This is a genomic window from Lutispora saccharofermentans, from assembly GCF_024363565.1.
In the GTDB taxonomy this organism is placed as follows: domain Bacteria; phylum Bacillota; class Clostridia; order Lutisporales; family Lutisporaceae; genus Lutispora; species Lutispora saccharofermentans.
The window spans coordinates 117320-130713 of sequence record NZ_JAJEKE010000007.1; the positions used below are offsets into that span (position 1 = coordinate 117320).

Below are 13394 nucleotides of genomic sequence, written 5' to 3' on the forward strand. Positions count from 1 at the left end.
AACATGGCATATATGGAAGCTTTTGCTGATTATTTACAAAATGAAAGAAAACTTAGTAAAAATACATTTGAATCATATATTCGGGATGTTAGAGCATTCTACATATATTTGCAGAATAATGATCAAAAGATAGATTCTGTTTCAAAGACTAATATAATAACATATCTCATTTACCTGCAAAAAGACGGCAAGACAACATCGACTATATCAAGACATCTTGCATCTTTAAGGTGCTTCTTTCATTTTCTTGTAAATAGCAGATATATAGAGCACGATCCGACTGTTAATTTAGAGTCCCCGAAAGTTGAAAAAAAATTGCCTTCCATATTAACTAAAAAAGAAGTGGAAAAACTGCTGGAGCAGCCGGATGCTGCAGATGCCAAGGGCTTGAGAGATAAAACTATGCTGGAGCTTTTGTATGCTACAGGTATCAGAGTAACAGAATTGATATCCTTAGATATTGATGATATTCAATTAGAAGATGGATTGCTGCTGTGCAAAAACAGCAATGGGAAGCTTAGAACGATTCCTATAGGGAATTATTGCTTAAAGTACATAAAGCTCTTTTTAAGCGACTATAGAGATAAACTTGGACCCTCAGCTGATGAAAAAGCTCTCTTTCTTAATTTTCACGGTGGAAGAATGACGCGGCAAGGCTTCTGGAAGATAGTAAAATATTATACCAAAAAAGCAGACATCAGCAAAACCATTACTCCTCATACCTTAAGGCATTCTTTTGCAGTACATTTAATTGAAAATGGTGCAGATCTGCAATCCATACAGGAAATGTTAGGCCATTCAGATATTTCAACCACTCAAATATACAGCAAAATAAATAACACAAGAATTAGAGAAGTGTACAACAGAACACATCCAAGGGCTTAGAGCTCTTGAACGAGACTTCATTCAGTGGGAGATTTGACTGCCACTGAATATTAGTCGAGTCCATACTGGACTTAGCCGCCCTTTGTCATATACCTCCTTTCGAGGTGCTTGACTTAGGGCGGATTAGTTCAGTGTTTAATTATTAGCAGGAGGAGTTTGTGTGATAAACAGAGTGATATTGATAGTACTGGACAGCATGGGCATTGGTTATTTGCCTGATGCATATGAGTATGGCGATGAAGGCAGCGATACATTAGGCAATATAGCTAAAAGCTATAGAAATTTTAAAATTCATAATTTAACCAAGCTAGGAATCGGTAATATTGAAGGCATCAGCTCCTTCATAGAAAAAACAGACAGCCCAAAAGGAGCCTATGGAAGAGCATCAGAGGCATCAAAGGGCAAGGATACAACAACAGGACATTGGGAAATTGCCGGCCTGAAGCTATCAAATCCATTCCCAACATTTCCAAATGGATTCCCTGATGAGCTGATAATGTCTATTGAAGAAGCAATAGGCATAAAAACCATTGGGAATGAAGTTGCATCAGGAACAGAGATCATCAATCGGCTTGGAGATATTCATGTTAAAACCGGCATGCCAATAATATATACATCAGCTGACAGTGTATTACAGATAGCAGCACATGAGGAAGTTATATGCTTGAATAGGCAATATAAGATATGCAGCATAGTTCGGGACATCATGCAAGGTGCTTACGGGGCGGGAAGAATAATTGCAAGGCCATTTATCGGTGCAGCCGGTCAATACATGCGTACCAAAAACCGTAAGGATTTTTCTTTGAAGCCCTCGGGTAAAACCATGCTGGATTATATCAAAGAAGAAGGCATGGAAGTCGTGGCAGTAGGCAAAATAGAGGATATTTTTGCTTCCCAAGGAATAACTATGTCGGTCCATATCAAGGACAATATGGAAGGCGTAGATAAAACTATTGAATACATTCGGGGCGGCAACAAGGGATTAATATTTACCAATCTGGTTGATTTTGATATGCTTTATGGGCATAGGAATGATATAAATGGATATGCAAATGCTATAATGGAGTTCGATGGACGATTGCCTGATATAATGGAGGCAATGAAGGATGAGGATATTCTTATAATAACTGCTGATCATGGATGCGACCCCACGACCCCAAGCACCGATCATTCACGAGAGTATATACCTATATTGATATATGGAAAGAGTATTAAAGACAAAATAAATATAGGAACCCGAGAATGTTTCTGCGATATTGGAGCTACAATATTGGATATTCTAAATATAAAAGGTCAGATTGAAGGTTCATCCTTTAAATCATTATTGTTTGGGAGTGATTTTAATGAAAGAACTATATGAAATGATTTTGGAAGCAAAAGATTATATTGCAGGCAGTTTAGATGAAAGACCCGAAATAGGCCTTATATTAGGCTCAGGATTAGGAGTTCTGGGAGACGAAGCAGAGAAAAAAAATATAATAGATTATCACGATATACCGAACTTTCCCGTTTCTACTATTGAAGGACACAAAGGAAGATTTATTTTTGGCGAAATTGCAAATCGTAAAGTAGCGGTCATGCAGGGACGTTTTCATTATTATGAAGGATACACAATGAAAGAGGTTGCTTTTCCCGTATGGGTTATGAGAGCACTAGGAATAAAAAAGCTGATTGTTACCAATGCAGCAGGCGGTGTAAATACCGGCTACTCTCCTGGTGACTTGATGCTTATAAAAGACCATATCAATCTTATGGGCAGTAATCCTTTGATAGGACCAAACCTTGATAGTTATGGAACAAGATTTCCAGATATGTCAAATGCATATCCTATGAGCATGAGAGATATGGTTAAAAGAATTTCCGAGGTTTTGAACATACCTATCAAAGAAGGCGTTTATGCATCGATGACGGGCCCTGCTTATGAAACACCTGCCGAAATAAGGATGGCAAGAACTATGGGGGCTGATGCAGTAGGGATGTCAACAGTACCCGAGGTCATCGCAGCCAATCACTCCGGAATGGAAGTAATAGGTATTTCATGCATAACAAATATGGCCGCCGGTGTCCTGGATAAACCTTTAAGCCATGACGAGGTAATAGAGACGGCAAATGAAGTAAAAGATAAATTTATAAAGCTTGTAATGGGCATCATCAAGGAGATGTAGAGGAGGATTATTGATGAGTTATATGGAGAAAATCGATAAAGCATATGATTATATAAAAAACATCATATGCCAAAAACCTCAGATCGGAATTGTTCTTGGTACAGGTCTGGGAACTTTAGCAGACTATATTGAAAATAAAATAATTATTGATTATAAAGATATTCCGGAATTCCCTGTTTCTACGGTAGAGGGGCATGCAGGCCGTTTAATATTCGGAGATCTGGAGGGCAAAAAGATTTTGGCCATGCAAGGGCGTTTTCATTATTATGAAGGCTATACAATGAAGGAAGTAACCTTGCCTGTCAGAGTCATGAAAAAGCTTGGCATTGATATGCTGCTTCTCAGCAATGCTTGCGGTGGCCTGAACAAAGCATTTTCTGCAGGCGATATTATGATCATAAATGATCACATCAATTTAATAGGTGATAACCCGTTGATAGGGGCGAATCTATCCGTTTTCGGGCCAAGATTTCCTGATATGTCTCAGGCTTATGATGCCGAGCTTATCAGGATATGCAGTGAAGTAGCAGAAAGATTAGATATAAAAGTACATAAGGGAGTTTATACTGCCATAAGCGGCCCATATTATCTTTCAAAGGCCGAGCTTAGGATGCTTATAACTATGGGCTCTGATACTGTAGGCATGTCTACAGTGCCTGAAGCTATTGCAGCAAGACACTGCGGAATCAGAACCATAGGGCTTTCATGCATAACAGATATGGCTTTGCCCGATTCCCTGGTTCCGCCTTCCCATGAGGAGGTAGTAAGAGTAGCTGAGCTGACAAAACCGCGTTTTGTTAAGCTTGTTAGGGAGTTTATTAAAGAGGTGAAGTTTAGTGAGAGTTTATGATATCATTCTCAAAAAAAGAAATGGCCATGAATTGAGCGATGAAGAAATAAATTTTTTTATAAACGGAATTATGGATGGAAGCATTCCTGATTATCAAGCTTCTGCATTACTCATGGCAATATATTTCAAAGGCTTGAATAAGAGGGAAACAGCCCAGTTAACCATGGCTATGGTAAATTCGGGAGATGTGCTGGATTTGTCCGGTATTGCCGGTATAAAGGTTGATAAGCACTCCACAGGGGGTGTAGGCGATAAAATAAGCTTGATCGTAATACCATTGGCAGCAGCAGCAGGGGTACCTGTCGCAAAAATTTCAGGCAGAGGCCTTGGCCATACGGGCGGAACTGTAGACAAGCTGGAAGCAATATCAGGTTTTAATACTGAATTGAGCAAGGAGACTTTTTTTGATAATGTGAACAAATATAAGATGTCTATTGCAGGGCAAACAGCCAATCTCACGCCTGCGGATAAAAAACTATATGCATTGAGAGATGTAACGGCTACAGTGGATAGCATACCTTTGATAGCGAGCTCCATAATGAGCAAAAAAATAGCCTCTGGTGCAGACTGCATAGTGCTGGATGTAAAAGTGGGCTCCGGAGCATTCATGAAATCCATTGATGAGGCTGTTTTGCTTGCAGAAACAATGGTTGAGATAGGCAAATCATTAAACAAAAAAACAATAGCAGTTGTATCTGATATGAGCCAGCCCTTGGGCCATGAAGTAGGAAATGCCAACGAGGTTAAAGAAGCCATAGAGGTATTACGAGGAGACGGTGCTGAGGATGAGACCGAGGTAGCATTAACTATTGCTTCATATATGACTGTTTTGGGAGGAGCATTTAGTGAATTTAATGAAGCCTATGGATATTTGAAAGGGATTATTGAATCGGGAAAGGCATTGGATAAATTTAAGCAGCTTATATCAATACAAAGCGGGAATCCGGAGGTAGCAGATAATCCTGAGCTGCTTCCCCAGGCCAAGCATCATATAGAGATAAAATCTTCCCAGGAGGGCTTTGTTTATTCTATAGATGCTGAGAGTATAGGAGTAGCAGCTATGCTGCTCGGAGCAGGCAGGAGAAAAAAGAATGATTCAATAGATCACTCGGCAGGCATCACCATCAAGAAAAAAGTAGGAGAAAAAGTAAATCATGATGATACAATTTGCATATTGCATACAAATCTAGAAAATTGGGATGAAGCACGAGTTTCTGCTGAAAATGCATTTAAAATAATGAAGACTGCAAATAAACCTTTAAAATATATCCATGACATCATACAATAAGCACAGCATATTACGAATAACAATCCTCCTATAGGGAAATATAACAACAAAACAATTATAGGAGGGTTTTTATGACTAAGCAAAGTAGAAATCTATCCATTTTTATTTTAATATTAGCTGCAATGATGCTTAATCAGCCGATTATAGCAAAGTCAGATATTGAGATGTCCCTGAATTGTAAATCTGCACTGCTTATGGAAGCCTCAACCGGGACAATAATATATGAGAAGAGTGCCCATGATAAGCTGGAGCCTGCGAGCGTGACAAAGATAATGACCATGCTGATTGTTATGGAAGCGTTGGATTCAGGTAAAATCACTCTTGAAGATAAAGTGGTCATAAGTCAAAAAGCCAGTAAGATGATCGGCACCTGTTTGCTTTTAGAGGAAGGTGAAGTTAGGACTGTAAAAGATTTGATCACCGGAATTGCCGTAGAATCAGCGAATGATGCCAGCGTAGCAATAGCCGAATATCTTTCAGGCAGCGAAGAAGAGTTTGTAAAGCTGATGAATAAGAGGGCCCAAGAGCTGGGAATGGCTGATACGAACTTTGCGAACTCCCATGGCCTTCACGCTGAAGGACATGTTACCTCAGCTCATGATATAGCTATAATGTCAAGAGAGTTGATACAGCATGAGAGAATTTTTGACTATATTTCAATTTATATGACAAAAGTGACGGTAGGAAAGAAGAATAATGTTGTAAGAGAATTGGCAAACAAAAACAAAATGGTAAATTTTTATGATGATGTAGACGGCATAAAAACCGGATTTACAGATAATGCAATGTATTGCATATCTGCTACAGCTAAAAGAAATGATCTTAGATTTATAAGTGTCATAATGGGAGCTCCCAGTACGAATTCAAGAAATAATGATGCAAGAAAACTGCTGGACTATGGCTTCGCAAATTACTCTACATATGTTGTAGGGAAAAAAGGGGAGACTATTAAAAAAGTAGAAATTTCAAAAGGAAATAAGATAAATGCAAATGCAGTTCTTGAAAAAAATGCCAGTGTTCTCATAAAAAAAGGTGAAGAAAAGCAGATTGAAAAAAGAATAATTGTACCTGATAAAGTAGCAGCGCCTTTATCCAAAGGAGATAAGCTGGGGGAAATAATTATTTTAAAAAATGGAGAAAGCCTTGAGAGCATACCTGTAGTTATAGATGAAGATATCGGAAGAGCAGGATTTTTTAATAATATAAATAAGGCTATACGATATTGGCTAAGCGACTGATCAAAATCATATAAAAAAAGTAATGCAATTGCATTACTTTTTTTATATGATTTTTTATGTTATAATACCCAATATTAACAGTATTCTTAGTTCAGACGAAGTTTAAAGGCTTTAAGAGCTTATAGTGTGCCGCTTATAGAAAATAGCGTTAGTTAGCTATCGGACGGATTGAGACAGACAGATAGATAAATGAAAGGATGATATTTTTGCTGGGTATTGATTTCATGGATTTGCTCCATAGACTGCCTGCTGTGTTCATTGGCTTTTCATTTCATGAATTTGCACATGCTTTAGCAGCTGATGCTATGGGAGACGATACTGCAAGATTAAGCGGACGGTTGACTCTGGATCCGTTGGTTCACATTGATCCTTTAGGTATAATCATGCTGGCCGTATTCCGATTTGGGTGGGCCAAGCCTGTTCCGATAAACCCGCTCAACTTTAAAAATAGAAAAAAAGGCATGATATTGGTTTCTTTGGCAGGGCCAATGATGAATTTTATTATTGCTTTAGCTGCATTGTTTATTTATGCCATACTTTATAGTAAATTTGGATTTATCAATGAGATTGTTGACAATATATTGATCAATATTTATTTAATAAATATTGGATTAGGCGTATTTAATTTAATACCGCTTCCGCCTCTAGACGGCTCAAAGATTCTGGCAGGTTTTCTGCCGGCTAGGTTTGAATACAAATTTTACAGTTATGAACGTTACTCCTATTTGTTGCTGTTGCTTTTGATATTCACAGATGCAATCGATACAATCTTAGGCCCCATGTTTTTTTATGCAGAAATGGGCATTTCATATGTTGTCGGGCTTTTCTTTTGAACGAGACTTCATTCAGTGGAGGATTCAACTCCCGCTGAATGTTAGCCGAGTCCATGCTGGACTTAACCGTCCTTAGCCACTCGTATCCTATAGAGGCGTGGGACTTAGGGCGGGTTAGTTCAGTGTTAAAATTTAAAAATGGTGTGGTAATTATTATGTCAATAAGCATAAAACTTGAAATATTTGAAGGACCTTTTGAATTGCTTTTTCATTTAATCGAAAAGGCCCAGGTGGATATTTATGATATTCCCATAGCTGATATTGCGGATCAATATATCAGCTATTTGAACATGATGCAGAGTCTTGATATAGACTTAGCCAGTGAGTTTCTGGTCATGGCTGCAACCCTTCTTGAAATAAAATCTAAGATGCTATTGCCTAAGCCGCCTAAAGCAGATGAAACGGAAGCTGAGGACCCAAGGGATGACCTGGTGAAAAAGCTGCTTGAATACAAGGCTTATAAGGAGCTATCCTCGGTGTTGAAGGAAAGGCTTTTAGTAAATGAAAAAGCTTTATGCAAGGATTCTTGCCTGGCAGATGAGATAATAGATTCTTTTACGCTTCCTGACAGGCTTTCAGCAGAGATTTTATTTGAAAAATTCCAGGCTATAATGATGAAGAAGCATCAAGAAAAAAACCCAAGCTTTAGAAGGATTTTCAGAGATAATGTTACGGTAGAAGAAAAAATATCTTATGTTCTTAAGTACATGTCAGAAAAAAGATTGCTTTATTTTGATGATCTCATCATAGATTGCATTGATAAGCTTGAAGCCGTAGTTACTTTTCTTGCAGTTTTGGAGCTTATTAAGCGCAGAAGCATACATGTAGAGCAATCAAGGAATTTTGATAAAATTGTTATAAAAAGAAGGTAATAGTTATGGATATAAAAAAAATTAAAGCTACTGTGGAATGCCTCTTGTTTGTTTCCGGTGATCCTGTATCTTTAAAAGAGCTTTCCTCAGCTTTAGAGGTGGACCAGGCTACTCTGAAGAAGATAATCAACCAACTTACAGATGATTTTGATGATGAAGCCAGAGGAATAAAAATTGTAGAGATAAACGGCAGTTATCAGCTATGCTCAAAATCTGAGCTCTATGAATATGTGGAGAAGCTATTGAAGCCAAAAGCCAAAACCGGTTTATCCCAGGCTTCCCTGGAGACCTTATCAATTATTGCATATAAACAGCCTATTACAAAATCCAGCATAGATTCGGTGCGAGGGGTTAAATCAGATGCTTGTATAACAAGACTGGCGGAAAAAGACATGATAAAGGAAATCGGGAGGATGGAGGGCCCCGGAAGGCCTATATTATACGGAACAACCGATACTTTTCTGCGGTTATTTGGATTGAAAAGCATCGTAGAGCTTCCGCCTCTTAACAATATGGATTAAAGAATAATACTCGGCAGCGTATTATTCTTTAATTTTTTGGCAAAATACTTCAAGAATATATAATTATGCCTGGAGGAATAGCTTTGTATTTGTTATTAGCTATCACAGCATTTTCTATTGTAGCTTTAGCTTTATTTCATTCTCATCTAAAATTAAAAATATCATATAAGAGGATGGAAAATAATGATATTGTTACACTTGCTGCATCTGCGTTTTTTGGAATTATAAGATATAAAGCCGAACTGCCCTTTTTAGATTTTGTAAAAAAAATGGACAATTTTACGCTGCGATTTAGATTAAGGTTAAAATCCGGCAAAGAAATCCAGGATGAGATAAGATTGAAAAGGATTGAATCACTGGATGAATTATTGAGCAGCCTGGATGATATAATTTCTTGCTATCGTTTAAATAAAAGGGCGATAAGGTATCTGGCAAAAAAGGCACAGATCAGAGATTTCTCCCTATATTCTGCTTTCGGGTTTGATGATGCTTATATCACAGGAGTTATGTATGGTATTTTATATACAGCCATTGTAAACTTCCTTACATTCATAAAAGCCCATATTGATCTGCAGATCAAGGAAATTGATTTAAAACCGGTTTTTAACAAAGAAGTTTTTCATCTTGTGTTGAGTTGCATAATTGATATAAAGATAGGACATATTATTACTGCATTAAGAATGTTTATAAAAACTTCAAGAGGAAGTGAGATAGATGGAACAACCTATTCAAGGTCTTATGAAAACAACTATGGAAAATATTAAGGAAATGATTGATGTAAACACAGTTATAGGAGACCCTGTAGAGACCTCAGACGGTACAGTGATCATTCCTATATCTAAGGTTGGGTTCGCCTTTATATCTGGCGGAGGGGATGTAAAGAGCGATGAGACTGATCCCTCAAAATCCTTCACCGGAGGCAGCGGCGCAGGAGTATCTGTCCATCCGGTAGGCTTCCTATCCATAAATCAAGGGCAGCTCAGGATGGTCCCGGTAAATTTCAATACTGCTGTAGATAGGCTTATTGATCTGATTCCAAGATTTATTGATAAAATTGAAAAACGAAGCGATAAAATTTAAATAAGCAAGCAGCTAAATCTGGAAGAGAGGAGTTAAAATCCTCTCTTATTTATGTTATAATGAAATGTATCATGCCATAATATACCATGCATTGAATAATAGGAGGTCTTTATGGAGTTAAAGGAAGCGATGGATTTAATCTGGGAAAACAGGAAATATTTAACGGACGATCCAAAGGAAATAATGAGCCATTTAAACGAAGAGGTGGCTGAATCTTTAAAGGCTTTGCTAAAGGGTGATTCTGACAGAGCCAAAAGAGAACTGGAGGATGCATTGTCATGCTTATTTATTGCTCTTAAAGTATTTGATGTAGATCTGGATGAAGCTGTTATTCATCAAGTGGAACAGATGAAAAAGAGAGTAGGAAATGTGATGATTTTTAAGAACGATAAGGTAGAGATTTTTGTTAATGGAATTTTAAAGGGCGGATGGTCTATTTGGGGCGATGATGATATAAAGGAAGCGGAGAAAATTGCCAAGGAATTTGGATGTAAAATAATTAGAAGTTAAAGATTAACATCATACTTCAAAGTATTATATGCATCATTCTGTTAATAATAAATAAAAAGGTAACGGGGTGATTGCATGATAAAAAGAATTTCTATATTCTTATTTTTATTTGCGTTGATATTATTGTTTACAAATATATTTGTTGCCAATGCATCTGATATAGATGCAAAAGCATATATGCTCATGGATGTGAAAACAAATAGGGTTCTGTACAGCCATAATAGCTCAGCCAAGCTTCCGATGGCCAGTACAACAAAAATAATGACTGTTATTTTGGCTATTGAGAGCGGAAGGCTGGACGAAATGGTTACAATAAGCAGAGAAGCATCCATTCAGGAAGGCTCTTCCATCTATTTGAAGGAAGGAGAAAAGATCAAGCTTGAAGACCTGCTTTATGCAATAATGCTTCACTCGGGCAATGACGCTTCTGTAGCAGTGGCTGAACATCTTTGCGGTACCGTTGAAAAATTTGCAGAATTAATGAATGAAAAAGCCAGGCAAATCGGTGCCAATAATACAAATTTCAAAAACCCTCACGGATTGCCTGACGATGAGCACTATACCACTGCCTTTGATTTGGGATTGATAACATGTTATGCTTTGCGGAATGATACGTTTGCCCAAATAGTAAAGACAAAAAGGAAGACAATCCCGGGCCCTGAAGAAGAGAATTGGGATAGGGTGCTGACGAATAAAAATAAAATGCTATGGCAATTTGGGGGAGGAGACGGTGTCAAAACCGGCTATACTAAAAAGGCAGGCAGGTGCCTGGTGTCCTCTGCAACCCGCGAGGATTGGCAACTGGCGTCTGTGGTATTGAATTGCGGAGATATGTGGAACGCATCTTCTCAGCTGCTGGAATACGGCTTTAATAATTATAAAAAGATCAAAGCAATAGATAAAGATGAGCCCTTTAAAGAAATACCGGTGATCAAAGGCAAGAAGAAACTTGCCAAGGTTTATCCGGCTGAGGATTTGTATGGGCCGATCAAGATAAGCGGAAACGAGGAAGAGGTAATAATAAAAGAAAACCTTGACAATAAGGTCAAGGCTCCTATATACGAAAATAAAAAGGCAGGAACTCTGGAAGCTTATATCGGCGATTTTTGTATAGGTAAAACTGATCTGATATACAAAGAAAACATTGAATCAACTAGTATACTCTATAATGTTAAAAAGATTTTGAAAGGGTTTAAATGAAGCAAAGGGGGCTGGATTTTTGATAAGGATAAGGAAGGCTCTGTCGGGAGATATGAAAAATATACTTATGTTCCTGCAGGACAATGATTCTGAGGATAAGGATATAGATAGTGATGATTGCTTTGTATATTATGACAATGACATGCTGCTGGGCTGCGGTATATCCTTTGCAAAGGGCGATTATTGCTTTATAAAGAATATTATAGTTGCTGAAAGGTTTAGAAGAGGTAAGGTTGGCACAGCTATAGCCAAAACTATATTGAATTCATATGAATGCAATGGTGCAAAGTATGCCCTATGCCGGGGAAGATGCAATGGTTTTTGTGAAAGCCTTGGCTTTCGTTCCACGGCAGCAGATGAGCTTCCGGTTTCTGTCCGAGACATGCTGTATGACCAAGGAAATATCAAGCCATTATATTTTGCATCGCTGGCAGGCTATTTTAAAGGCTGCGGATAAATTTGAACATTTCTAATATTTAACTTGAAAAGTTTGAACATTTAACTAATAATATTGATAAGTACATACGTATAGGGGGAAATATTATTAATGGCAAAAATAAAAATTACTGAAACTGTATTAAGGGATGGACATCAATCTCTGATTGCCACAAGAATGAGAACAGATGAAATGCTGCCTATTTTAGAAATAATGGACAAAGTAGGTTACCATTCTCTGGAGATGTGGGGAGGCGCAACTTTTGACGCTTGCCTGAGGTTTTTGAATGAGGATCCCTGGGAAAGATTGAGAAAAATAAAAGCTAAATTAAGCAATACCAAGCTTCAAATGCTTTTAAGAGGTCAAAACATTTTAGGATATAAAAACTATCCTGATGATGTTTTAGTTGAGTTTATAAAGCGTTCCTTAGGAAATGGTATAGATATTATCAGAATATTTGATGCATTGAATGATTTGCGAAATATTGAAAAGGCTATTGAGACAACCAAAAAATACGGAGGACATGCGCAAGGTACCGTGGTTTATACAATAAGTCCGGTGCATAACATAGATCTATATGTTTCACTTGCAAAAAAAATTCAGGATATGGGAGCAGATTCCCTTTGTATTAAGGATATGTCAGGCATACTGACTCCATATGTTGCCTATGATTTGGTCAAGGAGCTGAAACAGCATATAGATATTCCTATCCAACTGCATAGCCATTATACAAGCGGTATGGCTTCTATGGCATATATGAAGGCTATAGAGGCGGGTGTAGACATAATTGATACTGCTATCTCACCATTTGGTTTAGGAACTTCTCAGCCTGCTACCGAGCCTATAGTAGCGGCATTGAAAAATACAGAATTTGATACAGGATTAGATCTTGGAAAATTAAGTGAAGTAGCAGAATATTTTAAGACAATCAAAGAGAAGTATATAGCTGATGGAATTTTGAATCCTAATGTATTTAACGTAGATACAAGAGTTCTGTCTTATCAGATACCGGGAGGCATGATGAGCAATTTGCTATCCCAGCTTGCATCGCAAAACGCAAGCGATAAATTTGAAGAGGTATTGGTTGAATTGCCTCGTGTAAGAGAAGATCTGGGATATCCTCCGCTGGTAACGCCCACCAGTCAGATGGTAGGAACCCAAGCTGTATTTAATGTGGTGCTTGGTGAAAGGTATAAGATGATACCGTCAGAGATAAAGGCTTATGTAAAAGGCCAGTACGGCAAGCCTGTAGTTCCGATTTCCAAAGAAATTAAGAATAAAATCATAGGCGATGAGGAAGTAATCACCGTGAGACCCGCAGATTTACTGCCTCCGCAATTAGATAACTATAAAGAAGAGATCAAAGAATTTTATGAGCAGGAGGAAGATGTTCTGACTTACGCTCTATTCCCGCAAGTCGCATTAAAATTCTTCAGTCTCAGAAAAGCTGAGAAATACAAGATTGACGAAACCCTTGTCAATAAACAAGATATGACCCATCCCGTATAATAATAAG

General features: G+C 37.8%; 15 protein-coding genes. All 15 read left to right on the forward strand.

Features of this window, described 5'->3' with window-relative positions:
• The first annotated feature begins 3 nt into the window (after positions 1-3).
• The 15 genes from xerD (at position 4) to LJD61_RS09925 (ending at position 13387) form a co-directional block, all read left to right on the forward strand.
• Positions 4-885, forward strand: a complete 882-nt coding sequence (gene xerD / locus LJD61_RS09855; protein ID WP_255227363.1) for a site-specific tyrosine recombinase XerD — start codon at positions 4-6, stop codon at positions 883-885.
• Between the two features lie 163 nt (positions 886-1048).
• On the forward strand, positions 1049-2245 hold the full coding sequence (locus LJD61_RS09860; RefSeq protein WP_255227416.1) for a phosphopentomutase: 1197 nt from the start codon (positions 1049-1051) through the stop codon (positions 2243-2245).
• Positions 2229-3050: a purine-nucleoside phosphorylase gene (locus LJD61_RS09865; protein ID WP_333783095.1), complete on the forward strand. Its 822-nt coding sequence runs from the start codon at positions 2229-2231 to the stop codon at positions 3048-3050. Before LJD61_RS09860 ends, LJD61_RS09865 begins: the two co-directional genes overlap by 17 nt.
• A gap of 13 nt (positions 3051-3063) precedes the next feature.
• Positions 3064-3900: a purine-nucleoside phosphorylase gene (locus LJD61_RS09870; RefSeq protein ID WP_255227364.1), complete on the forward strand. Its 837-nt coding sequence runs from the start codon at positions 3064-3066 to the stop codon at positions 3898-3900.
• On the forward strand, positions 3887-5188 hold the full coding sequence (locus LJD61_RS09875; protein WP_255227365.1) for a pyrimidine-nucleoside phosphorylase: 1302 nt from the start codon (positions 3887-3889) through the stop codon (positions 5186-5188). Before LJD61_RS09870 ends, LJD61_RS09875 begins: the two co-directional genes overlap by 14 nt.
• A 71-nt stretch (positions 5189-5259) precedes the next feature.
• Positions 5260-6426 carry a D-alanyl-D-alanine carboxypeptidase family protein gene (locus LJD61_RS09880; RefSeq protein ID WP_255227366.1) on the forward strand — a complete coding sequence of 389 codons (1167 nt, stop codon included), beginning with the start codon at positions 5260-5262 and terminating at the stop codon, positions 6424-6426.
• Positions 6427-6650: 224 nt separating this feature from the next.
• Positions 6651-7259 carry a site-2 protease family protein gene (locus LJD61_RS09885; protein WP_408615210.1) on the forward strand — a complete coding sequence of 203 codons (609 nt, stop codon included), beginning with the start codon at positions 6651-6653 and terminating at the stop codon, positions 7257-7259.
• Positions 7260-7381: 122 nt separating this feature from the next.
• Complete coding sequence (locus LJD61_RS09890) at positions 7382-8131, forward strand: segregation and condensation protein A (RefSeq protein WP_255227368.1); 750 nt, start codon at positions 7382-7384, stop codon at positions 8129-8131.
• Positions 8132-8136: 5 nt separating this feature from the next.
• Positions 8137-8652: an SMC-Scp complex subunit ScpB gene (gene scpB, locus LJD61_RS09895; RefSeq protein WP_255227369.1), complete on the forward strand. Its 516-nt coding sequence runs from the start codon at positions 8137-8139 to the stop codon at positions 8650-8652.
• 83 nt (positions 8653-8735) lie between these two features.
• Positions 8736-9416: a DUF2953 domain-containing protein gene (locus tag LJD61_RS09900; RefSeq protein WP_255227370.1), complete on the forward strand. Its 681-nt coding sequence runs from the start codon at positions 8736-8738 to the stop codon at positions 9414-9416.
• On the forward strand, positions 9367-9732 hold the full coding sequence (gene ytfJ / locus LJD61_RS09905; protein WP_255227371.1) for a GerW family sporulation protein: 366 nt from the start codon (positions 9367-9369) through the stop codon (positions 9730-9732). The genes LJD61_RS09900 and ytfJ overlap by 50 nt, the downstream gene beginning before the upstream one ends.
• Positions 9733-9843: 111 nt before the next feature.
• Positions 9844-10242, forward strand: a complete 399-nt coding sequence (locus LJD61_RS09910; protein ID WP_255227372.1) for a nucleoside triphosphate pyrophosphohydrolase family protein — start codon at positions 9844-9846, stop codon at positions 10240-10242.
• Between the two features lie 75 nt (positions 10243-10317).
• Positions 10318-11442 carry a D-alanyl-D-alanine carboxypeptidase family protein gene (locus LJD61_RS09915; protein ID WP_255227373.1) on the forward strand — a complete coding sequence of 375 codons (1125 nt, stop codon included), beginning with the start codon at positions 10318-10320 and terminating at the stop codon, positions 11440-11442.
• 19 nt (positions 11443-11461) lie between these two features.
• Positions 11462-11899: a GNAT family N-acetyltransferase gene (locus tag LJD61_RS09920; protein WP_255227374.1), complete on the forward strand. Its 438-nt coding sequence runs from the start codon at positions 11462-11464 to the stop codon at positions 11897-11899.
• 90 nt (positions 11900-11989) lie between these two features.
• On the forward strand, positions 11990-13387 hold the full coding sequence (locus LJD61_RS09925) for an oxaloacetate decarboxylase subunit alpha (RefSeq protein ID WP_255227375.1): 1398 nt from the start codon (positions 11990-11992) through the stop codon (positions 13385-13387).
• Positions 13388-13394: the final 7 nt, after the last annotated feature.

Excerpts from the sequence above, each read along its gene's own strand:
- xerD (WP_255227363.1), top strand. The coding sequence starts at position 4 with ATGGCATATATGGAAGCTTTTGCTGATTATTTACAAAATGAAAGAAAA.
- LJD61_RS09865 (WP_333783095.1), top strand. The coding sequence starts at position 2,229 with ATGAAAGAACTATATGAAATGATTTTGGAAGCAAAAGATTATATTGCA.
- LJD61_RS09870 (WP_255227364.1), top strand. The coding sequence starts at position 3,064 with ATGAGTTATATGGAGAAAATCGATAAAGCATATGATTATATAAAAAAC.
- LJD61_RS09880 (WP_255227366.1), top strand. The coding sequence starts at position 5,260 with ATGACTAAGCAAAGTAGAAATCTATCCATTTTTATTTTAATATTAGCT.
- LJD61_RS09885 (WP_408615210.1), top strand. The coding sequence starts at position 6,651 with ATGGATTTGCTCCATAGACTGCCTGCTGTGTTCATTGGCTTTTCATTT.
- scpB (WP_255227369.1), top strand. The coding sequence starts at position 8,137 with ATGGATATAAAAAAAATTAAAGCTACTGTGGAATGCCTCTTGTTTGTT.
- ytfJ (WP_255227371.1), top strand. The coding sequence starts at position 9,367 with ATGGAACAACCTATTCAAGGTCTTATGAAAACAACTATGGAAAATATT.
- LJD61_RS09910 (WP_255227372.1), top strand. The coding sequence starts at position 9,844 with ATGGAGTTAAAGGAAGCGATGGATTTAATCTGGGAAAACAGGAAATAT.
- LJD61_RS09915 (WP_255227373.1), top strand. The coding sequence starts at position 10,318 with ATGATAAAAAGAATTTCTATATTCTTATTTTTATTTGCGTTGATATTA.
- LJD61_RS09925 (WP_255227375.1), top strand. The coding sequence starts at position 11,990 with ATGGCAAAAATAAAAATTACTGAAACTGTATTAAGGGATGGACATCAA.